The following is a 20,792-nucleotide window of genomic DNA, read 5'->3' as shown; positions in this document are numbered from 1 at the left end:
TGAATTCCGTTCGTTTTTCTGCTCCTGACGAAGATTTACCAAAAAATTCGTCGTCCATGAAAACCGTTCTGTTTTTTATTTTTTGCGCTCTAACACTGGCTGGTCAGGCACAGCAACTCCAGTTTCACTACGATTTCCGGCATTCGCTCGACCCCGAATTGAACCGAACCAATTTTGCGTCGATCACCTTCGAATACTTTAAGGGAAACGATTCGACGGGGTCTTTCCTGTTCAAGATGCAAACCGACTTATCCGGCGAAAATAACAATGTCGGACAGGTTTTCATGCAAGTCTCCAAGAATATCCGCTACTGGAAACCAAAAGTAGAACTGGCGCTGACGTACAGTGGTGGTCTGGGTGTTGCTCCGCCGTCGTATGGCTTTTACATCACGAACACGTTCGGCATTGGAGCGGCCTACCCCTTTCGGTGGAAAGGCGCCTGGTTTACAACAAGTCTGGTTTGCCGGACGAGTTTCTTTCCGAAGCCAAGCCACGATCCGCAGTTCACCTTCTACTTCGGGAGAGGCTTTTTCAACTACCGGGTTATGATAGCTGGCAGTCTGGTTGCCTGGAGTGAAAATCGGAATCAGGGTAATGATTTTACGAAAGACCAGAGCGGCAAAAAAGTTGCCTTTTTCGGTGATCCTCAGTGCTGGGTTAAGCTTACCAAATCCATTTCGGTCGGTTCGCGGATCAATCTGTTTTACCACACGCTAACGAATGCCAACCAGATTCAGGTGTACCCTACATTGGCGTTGAAGAATCAGTTTTAACGTAGAGACGCATCTTTGCGTCTCCCTGACCAGACGGCTTTTCGTCCAGATGCTTTTCTGTAAATGGGCACTAATGGCTGACGCGAGAGGAGACGCAAAGATGCGTCTCTACGCAAAAACCTTAACATTTTTTAACGGACTGCAAATCAGAACCGTAAATACCTTCGTGGCGGCAAATTCACCACCGATAAATCCGTCACGTTATGCTCCAGAATTACCTCAAAATTGCGTTTCGAAACCTCCTTCGGCGTCGATTCTATGCACTCGTGACACTGCTTGGCCTGACAGTGGGCATTACGTTTTTGCTGCTCATCAGCAATTATATTCAGGGCGAACTGGCCGTCAATAAAACCCTGCGGAATGCCAGTCAGCACTATCTGGTACGAAGCCAGTGGAAAGAAGCCACAATGGGTATGGACATTACAACGCTGGCACCCATCGGGCCGACACTCAAGCAGTTGTACCCAAATCTGGTCGCCAACTACTATCGGTTCTATGGTATCACCGCTATTATCTCGAACGGTCAGAAGCACTTCCGCGAAAGTATTCAGGTGGGCGATTCGACGCTGTTACCCATGTTTGGGTTTCCAATGGCCTACGGTGATCCTCAAACAGCGCTCAGTGAGCCAAACTCTATTGTCATTACAGCAACCCTGGCTCAGAAATTTTTCGGTAAACCGGATGCGCTTCGGCAACAGCTAACGGTACAGACACCCGCTGGCGGCAAACAGGTATTTACGGTCACAGGCGTATTGCAGAACCTGCCTAAGAACAGCGTTACAGATTTGGTCCCTATACAGAATCAAGTCTTTATTCCGATGCGCAACATTGGCTATTTCACCCTCGAAGCCAGTATGCGTTTTTGGCAGAACCAGTATATTCCCACCTATCTGGAGTTACAACCCGGCGTCACTGCCGATCAACTCACCCAACCGATAGCCAGATTGCTGGCAACGTATGCCCCACCGGTTTTCAAGGAAAATCTACGGATTTCGCTTAGCCCATTGGCTACATTTTATCTGAAAGGTAACAATGGGCTGGTCGAAAAAATGATCCTTACACTGATCCTGATTGGGGTGTTTATTTTGCTCATGGCCGTGGTCAACTTCGTCAATATCACGATTGGCATATCGGCTACACGACTACGGGAAATTGGTGTTCGGAAAGCATTAGGTGGCCTGAAAAAACAACTGATCGGCCAGTTTATGGCCGAGGCTCTTTTACTCACAACTGTTGCCACACTACTGGCGCTGGGATGCCACGAACTGTTCCGATCTACCTTCGCCGACTTGCTGGATCGTCCGGTTCCGTCGTTAATTACATGGTCGCCGGTTGCGTTTGCGGGGTTGGTCGGTGGCGTAGTACTGATTGCTTTTCTGGCGGGTGGTTATCCGGCTTTCGTTCTGTCGAGCATGCCTTCTGTCGAATCGCTCAAAGGGAAATTAACGGCATCGGTGCAGAAAGGAATTGGCCTGCGTCGGACGTTGATTGTGTTTCAGTTTACAGTTGCCATTTTCGTGTTTGTAGGGGCAATGGTCATCAGTCGGCAGGTAGCTTATTTTTTCACTAAAGACCTGGGCTATCAGAAAGACCAGATCATGACAGTGGCCTCCGTTCCCCGCGATTGGTCGAAAGATGGCGTGCAACGCATGGAAGGCGTTCGGAATCAGCTTGCACGTATTCCCGGCGTGAGCGACGTGAGTTTTTCGTTTGTTATTCCCGATGGCAAAAGCAGTGGCAGTGGGCAGGTATTCCGGCACGGACATGATACTACGGATGCCGTTACCATGGAAGTACTTACCGCCGATGAACACTTTGCGAAAACCTATGGACTTCAATTACGGGAGGGCCAGTTTTTCCATGCGAATGGTGGTAGTTATGATTCCACGCGGGTTGTGTTGAACGAATCGGCGGCTAAGGCACTGGGTTGGACTAATCCAGCCAAAGCCATTGGTCAGCTTGTGCGGTTTCCGGGGGGTAACGTTCCGCTTCGTATTGATGGCATTCTCAAGGATTTTCATTTTGGATCGCTGCACCAACCCATCAGCCCCCTCATTTTTATCCATGTCCGGGCGAATCTTATTTATCGCTATTTCTCGGTTAAACTTGCGCCTGGCAGCGCCGAGCATTTGCAGGAAACGATAGCAGCAATTAACCACGAATGGACGCGCTTATTTCCCGAGGCCCCGTTTGAGTATTCATTCATGGACGATACGCTTCAGAAACTTTACCAAACCGAACAGCAACTCCAGAAAGCCTCCCGACTAGCGACTACGCTGGCGCTGATTATCGTGCTTTTGGGCGTGCTGGGCCTGGTTTCACTGAACGTAACCCGACGTACCAAAGAGATCGGCATCCGCAAAGTGCTGGGGTCTTCGACAATCAGCATTGTCAATCTGTTTATGAAGGAATTTGTACTGATCCTGCTGATTGCCAACGCCATCGCCTGGCCACTCGCTTATTATCTGCTCAACGACTGGCTAACGCATTTTGCGTATCGAACCAATTTATCGTGGGCGTCTTTTGTGCTGGTGGCGTTTATTCTGGCGCTATTAACGGGTCTGGTTGTCAGTATTCAGGCCATCCGGGCGGCTAGGGTGAATCCCGTTAAGAGTTTGCGGAGTGAGTAATGAGTGTAGAGAAGATGCTTAGGCAAAGATCTCGCTCAATACCAATTCGATGCCCGTAGCCGAGTCGATAAGCGTAGTTGTATCCGTAAAAAACTGGTATTTACCAATAGCTGAATATACGGCGATGGCCTGAAGACTGGGCATTACCAACCAGCATGACTGAATCCCTGCGTTAAAATACCGTTCGAACTTAGTTAGAATTTCAGCATCGGATTGGGAAGGAGACACGATTTCAACCACCGTCAGCGGCATGGCAGTCATAGATGTTACATCATGCAGAAAATCAATTTGCAGCTTAGGATAAATAGCAATGTCTGGAACCGTATCTGGCCGCTCGGGCATCGTGATATTGAGTTCAGACAGGATAGTGTATGTTTTACGGTAGCGGTAATCTAAGCTGACAAGCAGATTTTTTTGTAGGTAAGCGTGATTCAGGGTAGGCATAGGCTTTCCACGTTCGCGCTCGTAATCAGATACCTGTTCAATGACTGCTTCCATGCGTAACGAGATTTTCTCCAAGTGATAATCAAATATAATAAATCAGCACCAATATGTTCCGTTCTTACCTCAAAATCGCCCTCCGAAACCTACGTTCGCAACGTGGCTACACGGCTCTCAACGTCGTTGGCCTTACCATTGGCATGGCGGGTGGGCTGCTCATTTTTCTGTTTATCCGGCATCACCTCAGCACCGATCGCTATCACACCACATTCGACCGGATTTACCGGATTGTAGTGGATTTACATCTCGGTGATGGGTCCGTTGAACGGTATCCCGAGGCTCCACTACCTATGGCAAAAACCCTGCGAACCGACTACCCACAGGTTGAACAAGCGGCTTTTTTAAATGTCAACCGTTCGCTGACCGTTAGTGTACGTCAACCCGGGCAGGCAGCTCCTATACGCTTTTTGGAACATGACGAAACGGCTCTTGTTGAAGGGGAGTTCTTCCAGATTTTCGACTATCGATGGGTCAGTGGCAATCCGAAAACAGCTCTCCAGGCTCCCAACACCGTTGTCATAACCCAGTCGTGGGCTAAGCGGTATTTTGGAAATAGCAATCCTATTGGCAAAGTCATTGAGTTGGATCACAAAGTCAATGCAACCGTAACAGGCCTCATTGCCGACCCAACGCAACCGACTGATACAAACATTGGGTTGTTTATTTCCATGCCCACCATCCGGCAGCTCGACCCCGACTTTAATGTCAATGCATGGGGCCAGTTAAACAGTAATTACCGACTGTATTGTACGCTAAAAGACAACGCGCCAGCCACCGCTCAACAACTTGACGCCACCTTTCCGGCCCTCTCGAAAAAGCACTTCGGCGATGTCGCTAATGCGTTTCATTTTCATACCCAACCGCTGGCCGATGTGCATTTTGATGTGGATCGGGTGGGAGGTGTTATTCGGAAATCGTTGTTATGGTCGTTGGGGTTGATTGGCTTGTTTCTGGTCCTGACGGCCTGCATTAATTTTGTTAATCTGGCTACAGCGCAGGCATTCCGACGGAGTAAAGAAGTAGGGGTTCGTAAAACCCTGGGCAGTTCTCGAACACAACTTGCCTGGCAATTCCTGCTCGAAACCAGCCTGATTGTAGTGATGGCTACGCTACTGTCCATGCTGGTGGCGTTTGTAAGCCTACCCCTGTTCAATAATTGGGTTCACATTCATCTCACTTTCACGCCCGATGGGCCGATGTTGCTGTTCATCGGCCTATTAATGGGCATCGTCGTCTTGTTGGCAGGTGGCTATCCGGCTTTTGTGTTATCTGGGTTCAGCCCCTGGGCCAGTTTGCGGGGAAAATTGACGGCGGCTTCAGTGGGTGGTTACTCGTTGCGGCAAGGCCTGGTTGTTTTACAGTTTATCGTTTGTCAGGCACTGCTGGTTGGGGCACTGATTGTCATGCGACAAATGCAGTTTATACACAAAACCGACTTGGGTTTCCGTCAAGATAATGTGCTGATTGTGAACCTCCCGTATTCCGAGAAGAAATCCTGGCAAGCGTTTAAAACCGAACTAAGTCAATATCCCGATATCAAAGCCGTCACCTTGCAATACCGTCCCCCATCGGCCAAGGTCATGAATGGCGGGTCGTTCAAATTTGGTCCTAAAAACGACTGGCTCCCCTTCCCCGTCCGTGAGCGGCTCGCCGATGCCGACTACCTGAAAGCCTATAATTTACAATTGATCGCAGGCCGAAACATCGTGGAAGGCGATTCGATTCGGGAATATGTCATTAACGAAACGCTGCTTCATAAACTCGGCTTCCGCAATCCGCAGGATATTCTTGGCAAGCGGATGCAGTATTATCTGTCGTCGGTGCCGCTACCCATAGTGGGCGTCGTGAAAGATTTCCATCAACGGTCGTTGCATGAGGTTATTGGACCCTGTTTTATTGCCTCGTTGCCCAACATGTATCGGCAGGCGGGCATTCGAATGGCAGGTGCATCATCTACACAAACGCTCGCTCACATTCGGAGTGTTTGGCAGCGTCTATACCCAACCGATGTATTCGAGTACGAATTCCTGAACGACCAGTTGGCGAAGTTTTACGAAACCGAAACGACGATTTCACAACTCGTCAATGTGTTCGCGCTGATGGCGATGGTCATCTGTGGGCTTGGCCTTTATGGTCTCGTGGCGTTCACGGTTGGGCAACGCACCAAAGAGATTGGCATTCGCAAAGTGCTGGGCGCATCGGTGGCCAGTATCGTTGGGTTACTCTCGAAAGACTTTCTGAAGCTGGTTCTGCTGGCTATCGCGCTGGCTTCTCCCCTCGCCTGGTGGGCCATGAACACCTGGCTCGCAGGCTTTGCGTACAAAGTCGACATCGCGTGGTGGGTGTTTGGTCTTGCCGGACTTTTCGCCATCGGCATTGCCTTATTGACGGTTAGTTTTCAAAGCGTAAAAGCGGCCTTAATGAACCCGGTGAAGAGTTTGCGGAGTGAGTAGTCAGAACCGAGATTTAGCTGATTTTATTGACCGACTGTGATTTTGCCTTACGCTTCTTCGAAGCGAATCAATAAACAAAATCATAGTCGGTCAATAAAATCAGCTAAATCCCGGTTCTGACATTGTCCGCAACTGTCCGCCTATCGTCCATAAACGGACATCAGACCCCACTAGATTAAAATTAAACACTGACAATCAATTACTTAAATTTCTGGTACAGCATTTGGGCAACATAATTCGACGTCAAATGCTGTACCGCTTATGCTACGCAATTATCTGCTGATCGCTTTTCGCAATTTGCGGAAACACAAGACATTCAGTTTCATCAACATTACCGGCGTGGCCGTCGGCCTGGCGTGTTTTCTGCTCATCGCACTTTATGTAAAAGATGAACTGAGCTACGACCGCTACAATACTCATGCGGACCGTATCTACCGGGTAGCACGAACCTTTCTTTCCTCAGATGGCGTGCCTTCTCTGAAACTAGCGCAGGCAGCCCCGCCATTTGGGCCGCTGATTAAACAGGATTTCCCAGAAGCCGAACAGGTTGTGCGTACCATCGACAACGGCGGGCTGGTGAAATACGGCGAACACTCGTTCAACGAAGACGATATGTTCTTTGCTGAAGCCAACCTGTTTAAGGTATTTGATTTTAAACTACTGAGTGGCAATCCAGATCAGGCACTGGTCAATCCGTTTTCGATTATGTTCTCCCGACCCATGGCCGAGAAGTATTTCGGAAATGAAAACCCAATCGGGAAAACCGTTCGCCTGAATAACCAGTTCGACCTGACCGTTACGGGCGTTTATGAACCCTTGCCTGCTCAATCGCATTTCCACCCCAAGTTCCTGCTGTCGTTTTCTACTTTTAACGACAACCGAGTTTATGGAGCCGAGCAGCTTCGGACAAACTGGGGCAACAACGCTTTCAATACCTATGTGCTGTTAAAACCCGGTGCGGACCCTAACCGTATGGAAGCGGCTTTTCCAGCTTTTCAGGATAAGCATGTCCCATCGGGCGAAGGGCGTAAAGCGTCGACCTGGTCGGTACTGAATCTGCAAAAACTCACGGATATTCACTTGTATTCGCATACCGATTCGGAAGTGGAGCCAACGGGCGATATCAGTTATATCTATTTGTTTTCGGCTATTGGGCTGTTCATTCTGTTGATCGCCTGCATCAACTACATGAATCTGGCAACCGCTCGTTCGGCAGGGCGAGCCAAAGAGGTTGGGATGCGCAAGGTTGTAGGGGCTTTGCGCGCCCAGCTCATTGGACAGTTTTTGAGCGAATCCATTGTGTTGGTAACTCTCGCGCTGGGTATCGCCATTTTCCTGGTCGTTCTCGCGCTACCTGCGCTGAACGATTTCACCAAAAAGCAACTGGCGTTTCAACAGTTAGTCGATCCCGTTTTCCTCAGCATTCTGATTGGCATTACGTTATTGACAGGTTTGGTTGCGGGCAGCTATCCGGCGTTCTTCCTGACCTCGTTCCGGCCACTGGGCGTTTTAAAAGGCCAGATTGCCTCCACCATGCGAACTGGCAAACTCCGGCAAGCCTTGGTCATCACCCAGTTCGCTATTGCCATTACCCTGATTATCAGCACAGCGGTGGTCTACAACCAAATGAAGTACATTCAGGATTATCGGCTGGGCTATGCTAAAGATCAGGTCCTGTTGTTGCCCGATGTAGGCGATTCGACCACGAATTACGAGACGCTGAAACAGCAGCTTATCCAAACGGGAGCGGTCAACGGAATGGCTCGTTCGTCCAGAATACCATCTGGTCGGCTGTTGGATTCCGACAATGCGATGGCTCCTAAAGGTGATACAATGGCTCCGGTCAACGTAAATCTGCGGTCGCTGCGGGTCGATTACGATTTTATTTCGGCCTATCAAATTCCGATGGCTGCCGGGCGCAACTTCGACCGTTCTCACTCAACGGATACATCCATGATTGTCCTGAACGAAACCGCCGTACGCGAGTTGGGCTGGACACCCGAGCAGGCCATCGGGAAGCCTTTTCAGTACGGCCGGGCTAAAGGGCAGATTATCGGCGTGACGAAAGATTTCCACTTCGAATCGCTACATCAGCAAATGGCTGCCCTGGCGATGGTGATGGGTACGCAAAACTTCAGATGGATATCTGTTCCGCTTAAGGGCAACATCCCAGCCGCCTTACAACAGGTCGAAACGGTCTGGAAGCGATTCTTCCCGGAGCGTCCGTTTGATTACCAATTCCTGGACGAACGCTTTGACCGACTCTATAACCGCGAGCAAACGCAGCAGACTTTGTTCAGCATTTTTGCCGGCGTTGCCATCCTGATTTCGTGCCTGGGTCTGTTTGGTTTGTCGATGTTTATGGCCGAACAACGCACCAAGGAAATCGGCATTCGGAAAGTGCTCGGCGCATCGGAAGTGAGTCTGGTTGCCATGTTCTCCAAAGACTTCATGAAGCTGGTGGTCATTGCGTTGCTCATTGCCTCACCCGTAGCCTGGTACGCCATGCACAGCTGGCTCAACGATTTCGCCTATCGCACCGATATTCACTGGTGGGTTTTCCTGCTGGCCGGTGCGCTTACCGTCTTGATTGCCCTGCTGACCGTAAGTTTCCAAAGCGTAAAAGCGGCATTGACGAATCCGGTGAAAAGTTTACGGAGTGAATAAATTGCGCGGAGCAGGGAGCACGGCGCGGGGTACTAGACAAACCCTGCAGGGTGCACCCTGCTCCGCGCTCCACGCCCAAGCCCCTTACCCCTATGCTAACCAACTACATCAAAATTGCCTGGCGGAATATTTTTCGAGATAAGTTTTACAGCGTTATTAACATTTTGGGGTTGACCATCGGCGTCACCTGCGGGATGTTACTATTGCTCTACGTTACTGACGAGTTGAGTTATGATCGTTATCATACCAACGCTTCGAAAATTTACCGGATCGTCGCTAACATCCGTGAACCGGATAAAACAAACCACTGGGTAGGTATACAGGCACCGTTAGCCCAAACACTTAAGGAGCAATATCCATTTGTAGAAAATTACGTTCGGTTCTTCCCCTCCGATCGGATTACGTTCCGGCAGGGTGAGAAACGATTGTACGAAGACAATATCTACTCAGCCGACTCAACGGTATTCGATATATTTAGTTATAAATTCGTAGAGGGTGATCCTAAAACAGCGTTGAATACGCCGGGCAGTGTAGTATTGACGCAAAAAACGGCACAAAAATTCTTCGGGTCAGGCAGTGCATTGGGCAATGCTATTCAAACCGATGATACGACTTCTTTTCGGGTAACAGGTGTTATTGAAGACGTTCCAAAGAACTCCCATCTTACGTTTAATGCCCTGCTATCCCTGAATCAACGGCAACGACAGGCCAATAGCTGGGATAATTTCTATGTTACCAGCTATTTGGTGCTGGCTAAGAACGCAGATCTACGCGTTCTTGAGAGCAAGTTCCCGCAACTGTATGAGAAGTACATGGCACCCATTTTCAAAAAAATGGGCATCAGGATAAGCTATGACCTACAGCCACTCACGAGTATTCATCTCTACTCAAAACTCGAAGGTGAACAGAGTGGCAATATTGGGTATGTGTATACGTTCAGCGCCATCGCATTTTTCATGCTACTGCTGGCCAGCATCAATTATATGAACCTGGCCACGGCCCGGTCGGCCAAGCGGGCCAAAGAAGTTGGCCTTCGGAAAGTGATGGGGTCGATACGGGGAGCATTAATCGCGCAGTTTCTGACCGAATCGGTGCTGATGACCACCATTTCCCTGATTGCCAGTGGATTTCTTGTCTGGGGATTATTGCCTTTTTTCAATACGGTTTCGGGCAAAGAACTTCAATTTGAGGCATTGCTCCAGCCGCAATTTCTACTAATTGTGCTGGCTATTGTCGTATTTACCGGATTTATCAGTGGCAGTTACCCCGCTTTTTACTTATCCGCTTTTGCCCCAGCCGCCGTATTAAAAGGCACATTCAATATGGGTGGAGGTAGTTTTTTCCGTAAATCGCTAGTTGTGGCTCAGTTCTCTATTTCGCTGATTATGCTCATCTGTACCTGGATTGTTTACCAGCAGCTCAGCTACATGCGCAACAAAGATTTAGGCTATGACCGCAATCAGGTACTTACTATCGATTATCAGGATAGGCAATCAGCAAGTCAATACAATGCCTTCAAAAAGAGTCTGTTGGCCAATGCCAATATTCAACGCATAGCCTCGGCTTCGGCTCCTGCCAACTACATCAGCGGACGGGTAATTTTCACGGTTGAATCCAATACCGGGATGAAGGAAATGGGATTTAAACCCCTGGTCATCGATCATGACTATCTTGGAACAATGGGGATGAAGCTCATTGAAGGGCGTGATTTTTCAGAAAAGATACCCGCTGATACCAGTAACAGCGTACTCGTTAACCAGGCTGTAGTTGATCGAATGGGATGGAAGAATCCCCTCGGCAAAAAAATAATGCTGGGTAGCAGGTCGCAGGCGGGTCAAAAGGCACCCAACATCGCTCAGGTAGTGGGTGTGGTCAAGGATTTTCATCAACAATCGCTTTATAACCCGATTGAGCCACTAATCATACTTTACCACCCGGCAAACCCTGTTATGCAGATTAAAGTAAAAGCGAAAGATGTGGATCAAACGCTGGCGTTCATTGGTCAGAAATGGCGTGAAATCTATCCTGACCGTTTGTTTGAGTATCGGTTTCTAGACCAGGACTTCGAATCGATTTACCGAGCCGACGAGCTACGTGGTCAAATTTTCACGGCCTTTTCTGCCTTAACAATTCTGATCGCCTGTCTGGGTTTGTTTGGTCTGGCAACCTTTACGACTGAACAGCGCGTCAAAGAAATTGGCGTGCGTAAGGTTCTGGGCGCATCGGTATCGAGCGTGGTGGTGCTACTCTCTAAAGATTTTACGAAGTTGGTCGTATTCTCGTTTCCTATTGCCATTCCCATCGCATATGTCTCAATGAGCCGATGGCTGCAAAGTTTCCCTTATAAAACCGACATTGGCATTTGGGTTTTTGTGGGGTCCTGCCTACTTACGTTGCTGATTTGCTGGTTAACCGTGATTTATCAAAGCCTAAAAGCGGCCTTAGTGAATCCAGTGAAGAGTTTACGAAGTGAATAGCATGGAGCGGGGTGCACGGAGCAGGGTGGGAAGCAAGTCGATTCGTAACCATCAACACCTTTAGCTTATCTGTATCTGTCTGCATAACGTTTTGTAATGCCAACACTACGCTATGTTCCGAAACAGTAGGCAGAAGTTATTTAACCAATGAAAAACCAGCACTATCAATACGCTTTATTATCTCTTTTCATCTTACTACTTGCAGTGGGATGTACTGTTTCAAAACATTCATCCACAAAAGTTGTAGCCAAGGAAGACGTTTGGACAGATAACACCTATGTCATTAAAAACGTGAATATTGTTCCAATGACCACGACAAATAGCGTGATTCAACAGGCAACAGTGGTTATTAAAGACAATAAAATAGAGTCAATTAATGGGTCTATTCCTGATGGAGCAACCATCATAGACGGGAAAAATAAGTGGTTAGCCCCTGGGCTTATTGATATGCACGTTCATAATCTGGCAGCTATCAATTTTAGTTCCAACTATCCGACAAAGGGGGCTACACTATTTACCGATACGCAGGATTTCATGCTGCTGTATATTGCCAACGGCGTAACGACCGTATTTGAGCTAAGTGCGAGGCCAGAGCATTTTGGGCAACGAAATGAAATCATCGAAAGAAAGGTAATAGGCCCACGCATTGCACTCGCTTTTTTGATAGATGGGGGAAACGGTTCCGGCAACATCGCCAATACGCCTGAAGATGGCAGGCAAACCGTTCGGATCGCCAAAGCACAGGGATATGAATTTATTAAAGTGTACTCTGGGCTGACTGTTGAAACCTTTACAGCCATCGTCGACGAAGCTAAGCAACAGGGAATGAAAGTCGTAGGCCATATTCCTAACGCTTTCAAGGGCCGATTGGAGGAAGCCTTTGTGCCTAATTTTGGTATGGTTGCCCACGCTGAAGAATTCTCCAAACAAAGCAAAGAGCTGAGCGATGAGGATGCGCAACGCTTTGCCATACTGGCGAAAAAGAATGAAACATGGCTTACGCCTACCTTAACCACCATGGAGCGGATTGCCAAACAGACGCATTCGCTTGACGAGATCCGACAGTTGCCCAGCCTTAAATACGTCCACCCACTCATGCAGAGTAAGTGGTTGTTTTCAAATCACTACAACAATGAAAGGGACCCCAAACGTATTACGCGTATTGACCAAATGACCACCTTTCATCTGGCACTTGTCAAAGCGTTTAAGCAAGCGGGTGTTCCTATTGTAGCAGGAACGGATGCCGGGGTTTCGGGCGTGGTTTGGGGGTTTTCGTTGCACGATGAGCTTGAATTGCTGGTAAAAGCAGGACTAACTCCAGAAGAGGCCCTGGCTTCAGCTACCAGACTACCCGCTACATGGTTAGGTATTGAGGATAAAGTTGGTACGGTAGAGACGGGAAAATATGCAGACCTAACCCTGCTCGAGGCCAATCCTTTAGATGACATTAGCAATCTCAAGAAAATAGCCGGGGTGTTTGTAAATGGGAAATGGGTAGCCAAACAACGAATTGACAAAATGCTTTCCGATTTGGAAATGAAGAATAAGGCTAACCTTGGCAAAGACAAATTTGACTGGAAAAAGAGAAAAGACTACTAACAAAATCGAACCAGGTTTATATGCTTGAAAGACTTGACAACTGGTAAACGAATAAACGCTCCAAACCCCTTGCCCCTATGCTAACGAACTACATCAAAATTGCCTGGCGGAACCTCTGGAAACACAAGCTGTTTTCGGTGATCAATGTTTTTGGCCTTGCTTCTGGCCTGGTCGTTTGCTTTCTGGCTATTGCGCACATCAAGGGATCATTTGATTATGACAACTTTCACCCCAATCGCGACCGAACGTACCGGATTCTTACGGATGTAGTTGGGAAAGATAATGATGTAACGCCGTTCGCAACCTCACCCATGCCGCTGGCCGAGGTGTTGAAACGAGAGTATCCGTTTGTGGAAGAAGCCACCCGGGCGAGTAAAATGTATGGGGAGTTTTCAAGCAACCAGAAGCGCTTCATGACAATGTCGTATGCCGTCGATCCGGCGTTCTTTCGCATCTTCGGCTATAAGCTCGCTAAAGGCCGACCCGCTACGGAGCCGAATACGGTTGTCCTGACTCGCGAAACTGCCGAAAAGTTTTTTGGTACGGCGAATCCGGTTGGACGGGTTTTACAAAACACCGACTTAGGCCCAATCACGGTCACAGGTGTGTTGGCTGATATGCCCGCGAAGTCGCACCTGGTGTTCGATATGCTGATCTCGTTGCAAACAGCCTGGACTCCGCAACAGCGCACTTCCTTTGCCGACTGGCGAAACTATCAGACTGGCCTTACCTATGTCTTGCTTAAACCCGGAATATCAGCTGATGCACTCGAAAAAGTTCTGCCCAGTGTAACCCAGCGGGCAACCCAAAACCTGCATTTCAAAACCGAAAAGGGGTATAGTCTACGTGTTCAGCCATTTACAAAACTGTCGCCTGCCCGCCGGGAACTTATGTTTACTACGCATGAGCCTCAGGTGGGTGGCCTTTTGGTAGAAGCTGGCGTTGGCTTGTTGACGTTGTTGCTGGCCGTGTTCAACTACATAAATCTAACACTGGCTCGTTCGCTGAGTCGCGCCCGTGAGGTGGGTATTCGGAAAGTAGCCGGGGCTGTTCGCTGGCAACTGGTTGGACAATTTATGGCTGAGTCGGTTATTCTATCGCTGCTATCGCTGGGGCTAGCTAATGTCATGCTCGAGTTTATCAAGCCCATGCCGTTTGTTCAGAAATGGCTCATTGATGGAGTCGAATGGACCTGGCAACTCACGGCGATTTTTGTGGCATTCAGCGTAGTGGCTGGTTTGTTGGCGGGCATTGCGCCGGCCCGAGTTCTCTCTGGTTTTCAGCCTTCGCAGGTTTTGCGTAGTCAGACGGGATTACGGATTATCCGGGGAATTTCGCTCCGCAAATCGCTGATTGTGGCTCAGTTTGCCATCTCCATGATTGCCATGATTAGCCTGTTATCTATGAATCGACAGATGGACTACATGGCGACAGCTGATTACGGGTTTCGACGCGACCGAGTTCTGACCATTCCACTCAACACGATTCCGGCCCAACGACTGGCCAATGAAATCAATCAACTGGCGGGTGTTGAACACGTTTCGGGTACGTCGGAATTATTTGGTTCGTATGGCTATAGTCATTTCGTAAAGCAGAAGCGTAACGCATTAGATTCGTCGGAAGCGTTTGTTTGGGCAACCGATCCCCAATTTATCGCTACAATGGATTTAACCTTGCTGGCCGGTCAGAATCTCCCTCCAGCCACGGCCGATTCGGTAGCATCGGGTGGTTCACGCCTGGTGCTGATCAACGAAGAAGCGGTTAAAACGTTTCGCTTGGGCAACTCTCGGGAAGCAGTTGGCAAATCGCTTTGGCTCGATGATAGTAGCGAGGTCCAAATTGCCGGTGTATTGAAGGACTTCCGTTATACGTCGTTTGCCTGGTCGATTAAGCCGTTAATTATTCAGAACAACCCAGGCCAATTTCGCTACCTGGCCGTTCGTGTAGCGGCTGGTACCGAAGACGCTGTTCTGGCCGATACCAAACGCATCTGGAAGCGCCTGAGTCCGTATGAACCGTTTGCAGGGCAATGGTATTCGGATTTTCTAGAGCAGCGCCATACGCATCCAGAAGACAGGGATTTCATGACGTTACTTCTCGTTTTATCCTTTTCCATTGCCTGTTTGGGCCTATTAGGTATGGTCACCTACAACACCCAAACCCGCGTGAAGGAAGTGGGCGTACGCAAAGTAATGGGTGCCCAGGTAAGTCAGATCGTCTGGTTGTTATCGCGGGATTTTGTACGATTGCTGCTTATTGCGGCTGCTATTGCTCTGCCGCTTGGATATCTGGCAGGCTATGCATTTCTGATCAACTTTGCCTATCACGTCTCTATCGGGTTCGAAACCTTCGCCCTCTGCTTTGGCAGTCTACTCCTATTAGGTGGTTTAACTATTGGTATTCGAACCTACCGGGCCGCTTTGGACAATCCGACAGAAAGTTTGCGGTCGGAATAATCCGAACCGGGATTTTTATGATTTAACTGACTGACTGTGATTTGAATAATATGTTTTCTGCTTTCGAAGAAAGCTTAATTTTTTAAATCATAGTCGGTCAATTAAATCATAAAAATCCCGGTTCGGATTGTCCGCCATTGTCCGACTGACGTCCGTTTGCGGACATAATTTCGCTATCCAAAAATCACATATTACTCATAGTCAACCACTTGCAATCATGGTACACCATTTGGTAATGTATTTACAGCCTCTTAGCTTAGCTTGTAAAACATCAAGTACACATGCTGCAAAACTATATCAAAATCGCCTGGCGGAATCTGGTTCGCAATAAGGCGTTCTCAGCCATCAACATTACAGGACTAGCCCTTGGATTAGCCACCTGTATGCTCATCAGCCTGTTTATACTCGATGAACTCAGCTATGACCGTTTCAACGAAAAGGCCGATCGGATTGTACGCGTCATTTTCAAAGGCTCGATACAGGGTGGTCAAATGAACGAAGCGCACGTGATGCCGCCCGTTGCCAAAACCCTCAAAGCCGATTATCCAGAAGTTCTGGAATCCACTCGGTTACGTATAGGTGGTGCTCCGCTCATTACGGTTGGCGATAAAACATTCAAGGATGACGCCATCGCCTACGTAGACTCTAACTTCTTTCAGGTATTCACGCTGCCTCTTCTTCAGGGCGACGCCAAAACTGCCCTGATCCGGCCCAATACGGCGATTATTACCCAGGCAATGGCCCGGAAATATTTCGGGAATGAGAATCCTATAGGCAAAGTAGTAACCCTTAAAGACTGGAACACAACCTATCAAATTACTGGCGTCATGGATAAAGTGCCCACCAACGCACACTTCCATTTCGATCTGTTTGTCTCGATGGCCACTCACCCGGATGCCAAATCAAACTCCTGGATGACGTCCGAATTCCATACCTACTTAGTCTTGCCAAAGGGGTATGATTACCGACAGCTGGAAGCCAAACTGCCGCAGGTGGTGGAAAAGTACATGGCTCCTCCGTTGCAGCAGGCAATGGGCATGACCCTGGCCCAGTTCCGCCAAAAAGGCAACGATATTGGCCTATTTCTGGAACCACTGACCGACATCCACCTGCATTCGAAGATGACGATGAATCTGGAAGCAGGAAGCGACATTCGCTATGTCTATATTTTCGGGGCTGTTGCGCTATTTATGTTGCTGATTGCCTGCATCAATTTTATGAACCTGTCTACAGCGGGTGCCTCCAAACGGGCTAAAGAAGTGGGCATTCGAAAAGTGCTGGGCTCAGTTAAAATGGCACTAGCCAACCAATTCCTGGTCGAATCGCTCCTATTGACGGCGATTGCGTTGCTCCTGGCCATTGGGTTAGTTTATATGGCATTGCCGCTTTTCAACCAACTGGCGGGCAAGGAATTAACGTTAAACTTTACAACGAATGCCTGGTTATTGCCAGCTTTGTTGATACTCGGCTTGCTGGTAGGTGTGCTGGCCGGAAGCTATCCCGCCTTTTTCCTGTCGTCCTTCAAACCGATTGCTGTTTTGAAGGGTGGTACGGCATTTCGGAAGTTTACATCGAGCCGAAACAGCATCGGGCTACGCAGCGGTTTGGTCGTTTTTCAATTCTTCATTTCGATCTCGCTAATGGTCGGTGCGACTGTGGTGTACCGCCAGCTCAGCTACATTCAGAACAAGAAATTAGGCTACGATAAAGATCAGGTACTAGTATTGCCCGAAACATGGTTGTTGGGTAAAAAGGAAGATGTATTCCGAAACCAGATTATGCAGGACCCTCGCGTTGTGAACGTTAGCACCTCTGGCTACTTGCCCGCTGGTCCGAGCAACAATAACAACTTCACGGTTTATCCTGAAACCAATTCTACGCAACTGGTAAAAACCCTCCGGTACGACGTCGATTACAACTACATCCCAACACTGGGTATGAAACTGGCAACTGGCCGGAATTTCTCTCAGCAATACGGCACCGATTCATCAGGCGTAATTCTGAATGAAACAGCCGCCAAAACCTTCGGCTGGAGCGATAAGGCATTAGGCCACACCATTACCAATGCCACCAATGAAGGAAAAAAATTGACCTATCATGTGATTGGCGTCGTAAAAGATTTCCACTTCAAATCGATGCATGAAAAAATTGCGCCTTTAGTCATGGTGCTGGGGCGTAATTCCGGAACCGTGATTGTGAAGGTAAAAACGAAAGACATCTCGGGACTTCTGGCCAGCCTGAAACAGCAGTGGAGCCAACTCATGCCCGACGCTCCTTTCGCCTACTCGTTTCTGGATGAGCGTTTTATGGCCACCTATCGGGCCGAACAGAAGATTGGCCGCATCCTCGGCATCTTTGCCGGGCTGACCATCTTCGTCGCCTGTCTGGGTCTGTTTGGATTGGCTACATTCACCGCCGAGCAGCGAACCAAAGAAATCGGCGTGCGGAAGGTACTCGGTGCGTCCGTTGCCAGTATTGTGGCTTTACTCTCGAGAGACTTTTTGAAACTGGTAGCCATTGCCATCATCATTGCCGTGCCTGTAGCCTGGTATGTCATGAGCCGCTGGCTGGATGATTTCGCTTACAAAATTGACATTTCGTGGTGGATGTTCGCGCTGGCCGCCGTGCTATCAGTAGGTATTGCGCTACTAACGGTGAGTTTCCAGAGTATCAAAGCCGCGCTGATGAATCCGGTGAAGAGTTTACGATCTGAATAAATGCATGGAGCAGGGAGCGCGGGGCAGGGCTAAAAACCAGGCTCCGCGCTCCCTGCTCCATGCCCACCCCCCTATGCTACGAAACTACCTCAAAATAGCGCTGCGAATTATCAGGAAAGACACCACGTTTAGCCTCATTAATGTGGTAGGACTGGCCAGTGGGTTGGCTGTGGCCCTGCTCATTATCCAGTATGTGCGCTTCGAGTTGAGTTACGAACAGGCAAATCCGTTGGCTAATCAGCTCGTGCGACTCACTATAGATTATATGAATGGTGGCTCAGTCGACGCACAGGATGCCGAAAACTACCCCCCAATTGGCCCCAAAGCCAAGCAGGAAATGAGTGAGGTAATCGACTATACCCGCGTCTATGATGTTATCAAGCCTAATCCAACTGTCCAAATTGGTACTAATTATTTCTTGCTGGATAAAATCTACGCCGTCGATCCTTCTTTTTTCACCCTATTTAACTACCCGCTGCTTCAGGGAAATCGGAACGGTATTTTTACCAAGCCCCGTCAGGCCGTGCTGACCGAAAAAACAGCGTTGACCTATTTCAAGACGCTCGATGTAGTGGGGAAAACCCTGAAAATTCCCAAGTCAAGAGGCAGCGTTCTGGTAGACATAGTCGGCGTTGTACCCAATAGCCCAGCGAATACGCATCTGAAGTTCGATATGCTGCTCTCCTATCCGACCATGCTTTCGGATTTCGGCGAATGGGAAGACAATTGGAACAACAATAACACCTACATCTATGTACAATTAGCTCCAAATACCCCGTATGAAAGGTTTACTAAATCGCTGGCGGCCTTCAGCGATCGATTGATTAAAGACCAAAAAATTAAAAATGAGCAATTGATCGGTCAGAAAATCGGCGACATTCACCTGCACTCTCACAAAACGTTTGAAACTGAGCCAAATGGCGAAGCACGGTCGGTATATTTTCTGCTGGGCGTAGCCTTTCTGGTGCTTCTGAGTGCGTTTGTCAATTACGTGAATTTAACTACGTCCAAAGCGCTTGATCGGGCACGGGAAATTGGTATGAGAAAAGTGATCGGTTCCACCCAGAGACAGATAAAAGCGCAGATTTTCACAGAAACGGTTCTGATCAATATTGTTGCCGGTGCATTGGCGGTCGGGTTAGTAACGATCCTAAGTCCGGTATTTGTTGAGGTGTCGGGGCTACCCGAAGGCTTTACTGTGTTCGGAGATGTATTTTTCTGGGAAAGTCTCGGTGCGTTTCTGTCGCTGAGTATTTTATTGTCAGGGTTTTATCCAGCCTTCGTGCTGTCTTCCTTCGATCCAGTTACGGTACTCAAAGGAAGTTTCTCACGATCTACCAAAGGGCTATTATTACGCAAGTCACTGGTGGTTTTTCAATTTACGATTACCCTCATTTTGTTGGTACAAACATTCGCTGTGTATTGGCAGGTCAACTTTCTGCGGGAGCAAAACTTAGGGATAAGCATTGACCATACTCTAGTGGTGAAAGCTCCGGTAGGAATTGATAGCCATCAGGATTATAGTAGGTTCCGGCAGATGCTGCTTAACCAAGCGCAGGTAAAGGCGGTTTCACTTTCGGGTACAGTACCGGGCCTGAGTTCGTCTCAAATGGGCACAACAACGGGGGTCAATTTGTCGGATGCTGCTAAGAAAACCTCGTATAATTATTACCTGGCCCGGATCGACACGTCGTTTATCAACCTGATGGGCCTTAAATTACTGGCTGGCAAAAACTTCGATCTAACAACCCAACCCGGTTTTTCAGACACAACGAACCGACAACTTATTGTCAATGAGGAAACCATTCGTCTCTGGGGGATTCCTTCGCCTGCAGAGGCCATTGGCAAGCGGGTAGATTTCTGGGGACACAAGGCAACGATTCGGGGAGTTGTTAATAATTATCACTACGAATCACCGAAGGCCGCCTATATTCCCATCATACACCTATATTCCTCTACATTCGATTCGTTTGCCAGCGTAAAGTTTGCAGGCGGCAATGCCAGCGAGCAACTCGCTACGCTGAAAAAGGTGTACAAGGCGAACTTCCCTTACTCGCCGTTTAGCTACTTCTTCATGGATACCGAGTACGACAAACAATACAAAGCGGATGAGCGCTTTCAGCAGGTTTTTGGTGCTCTGACGGGCTTCGCCATCCTGATCTCCTGCTTGGGATTGTTTGGCCTCGCTACGTTTACGGTTTCCAAGCGAACGAAGGAAATTGGTATTCGTAAAGTGATTGGAGCCAGTACCACGAACTTAATGGTTTTACTGTCCAAAGATTTTATAAAGACCGTTCTGGTCTCCATAGCCATCGGCATTCCAATTACATACTTTTTAGTCAAAAACTGGCTGGCAAATTATGCGGCTCGTATCGAACTAAGCTGGTGGCTGTTTGCGGTACCTGCCCTATTGGTCTTATGTCTGGTCTTACTATCCATTAGTAGTAAAACGATTGCCACCGCGTTGATGAATCCAGTGAAATCATTACGTTCAGAATAAATGCATGGTGCCGGGAGCA

The 20,792-nt window shown here is 48.5% G+C and carries 10 protein-coding genes; 9 read left to right on the top strand and 1 reads right to left on the bottom strand.

Features of this window, described 5'->3' with window-relative positions:
- Positions 1 to 56 precede the first annotated feature (56 nt).
- The gene (locus ACYVGR_RS24840; protein WP_460961837.1) at positions 57 to 773 is read left to right on the top strand and encodes a DUF5020 family protein; all 717 of its coding nucleotides are present in this window, start codon (positions 57 to 59) and stop codon (positions 771 to 773) included.
- A gap of 203 nt (positions 774 to 976) precedes the next feature.
- Positions 977 to 3,403, top strand: a complete 2,427-nt coding sequence (locus tag ACYVGR_RS24835; RefSeq protein WP_460961835.1) for an ABC transporter permease — start codon at positions 977 to 979, stop codon at positions 3,401 to 3,403.
- 18 nt (positions 3,404 to 3,421) lie between these two features.
- Here ACYVGR_RS24835 and ACYVGR_RS24830 read toward each other — a convergent pair whose 3' ends face one another.
- Positions 3,422 to 3,901 (bottom strand): Uma2 family endonuclease, encoded by a 480-nt coding sequence (locus ACYVGR_RS24830; protein WP_460961833.1) that lies wholly within the window; start codon positions 3,899 to 3,901, stop codon positions 3,422 to 3,424.
- A gap of 53 nt (positions 3,902 to 3,954) precedes the next feature.
- Here ACYVGR_RS24830 and ACYVGR_RS24825 point away from each other — a divergent pair, with 53 nt between their 5' ends.
- The 7 genes from ACYVGR_RS24825 to ACYVGR_RS24795 all read left to right on the top strand — a co-directional run bounded on the left by ACYVGR_RS24825 (position 3,955) and on the right by ACYVGR_RS24795 (position 20,773).
- Positions 3,955 to 6,357 (top strand): ABC transporter permease, encoded by a 2,403-nt coding sequence (locus ACYVGR_RS24825; protein WP_460961830.1) that lies wholly within the window; start codon positions 3,955 to 3,957, stop codon positions 6,355 to 6,357.
- Positions 6,358 to 6,618: 261 nt separating this feature from the next.
- Positions 6,619 to 9,024 (top strand): ABC transporter permease, encoded by a 2,406-nt coding sequence (locus ACYVGR_RS24820; protein WP_460961828.1) that lies wholly within the window; start codon positions 6,619 to 6,621, stop codon positions 9,022 to 9,024.
- Positions 9,025 to 9,116: 92 nt separating this feature from the next.
- Positions 9,117 to 11,501, top strand: a complete 2,385-nt coding sequence (locus tag ACYVGR_RS24815; protein ID WP_460961826.1) for an ABC transporter permease — start codon at positions 9,117 to 9,119, stop codon at positions 11,499 to 11,501.
- A gap of 306 nt (positions 11,502 to 11,807) precedes the next feature.
- Positions 11,808 to 13,100, top strand: coding sequence for an amidohydrolase family protein (locus tag ACYVGR_RS24810; protein ID WP_460961824.1), 1,293 nt, complete (start codon positions 11,808 to 11,810; stop codon positions 13,098 to 13,100).
- A gap of 77 nt (positions 13,101 to 13,177) precedes the next feature.
- Positions 13,178 to 15,556 carry an ABC transporter permease gene (locus ACYVGR_RS24805; RefSeq protein WP_460961822.1) on the top strand — a complete coding sequence of 793 codons (2,379 nt, stop codon included), beginning with the start codon at positions 13,178 to 13,180 and terminating at the stop codon, positions 15,554 to 15,556.
- Positions 15,557 to 15,837: 281 nt separating this feature from the next.
- Positions 15,838 to 18,273, top strand: coding sequence for an ABC transporter permease (locus ACYVGR_RS24800; RefSeq protein ID WP_460961820.1), 2,436 nt, complete (start codon positions 15,838 to 15,840; stop codon positions 18,271 to 18,273).
- Positions 18,274 to 18,346: 73 nt separating this feature from the next.
- Complete coding sequence (locus ACYVGR_RS24795; RefSeq protein WP_460961818.1) at positions 18,347 to 20,773, top strand: ABC transporter permease; 2,427 nt, start codon at positions 18,347 to 18,349, stop codon at positions 20,771 to 20,773.
- The last annotated feature ends 19 nt before the right edge of the window (positions 20,774 to 20,792 follow it).

It is taken from the genome of Spirosoma litoris (assembly GCF_054776755.1).
The sequence above is the reverse complement of the archived record's forward strand: the minus strand, read 5'-3'. Positions and strand labels throughout refer to the sequence as shown.

Coding starts and splice junctions, on each gene's coding strand:
- ACYVGR_RS24840 (WP_460961837.1), top strand. CDS start 57: ATGAAAACCGTTCTGTTTTTTATTTTTTGCGCTCTAACACTGGCTGGT.
- ACYVGR_RS24835 (WP_460961835.1), top strand. CDS start 977: ATGCTCCAGAATTACCTCAAAATTGCGTTTCGAAACCTCCTTCGGCGT.
- ACYVGR_RS24830 (WP_460961833.1), bottom strand. CDS start 3,901: ATGGAAGCAGTCATTGAACAGGTATCTGATTACGAGCGCGAACGTGGA.
- ACYVGR_RS24825 (WP_460961830.1), top strand. CDS start 3,955: ATGTTCCGTTCTTACCTCAAAATCGCCCTCCGAAACCTACGTTCGCAA.
- ACYVGR_RS24820 (WP_460961828.1), top strand. CDS start 6,619: ATGCTACGCAATTATCTGCTGATCGCTTTTCGCAATTTGCGGAAACAC.
- ACYVGR_RS24815 (WP_460961826.1), top strand. CDS start 9,117: ATGCTAACCAACTACATCAAAATTGCCTGGCGGAATATTTTTCGAGAT.
- ACYVGR_RS24810 (WP_460961824.1), top strand. CDS start 11,808: ATGACCACGACAAATAGCGTGATTCAACAGGCAACAGTGGTTATTAAA.
- ACYVGR_RS24805 (WP_460961822.1), top strand. CDS start 13,178: ATGCTAACGAACTACATCAAAATTGCCTGGCGGAACCTCTGGAAACAC.
- ACYVGR_RS24800 (WP_460961820.1), top strand. CDS start 15,838: ATGCTGCAAAACTATATCAAAATCGCCTGGCGGAATCTGGTTCGCAAT.
- ACYVGR_RS24795 (WP_460961818.1), top strand. CDS start 18,347: ATGCTACGAAACTACCTCAAAATAGCGCTGCGAATTATCAGGAAAGAC.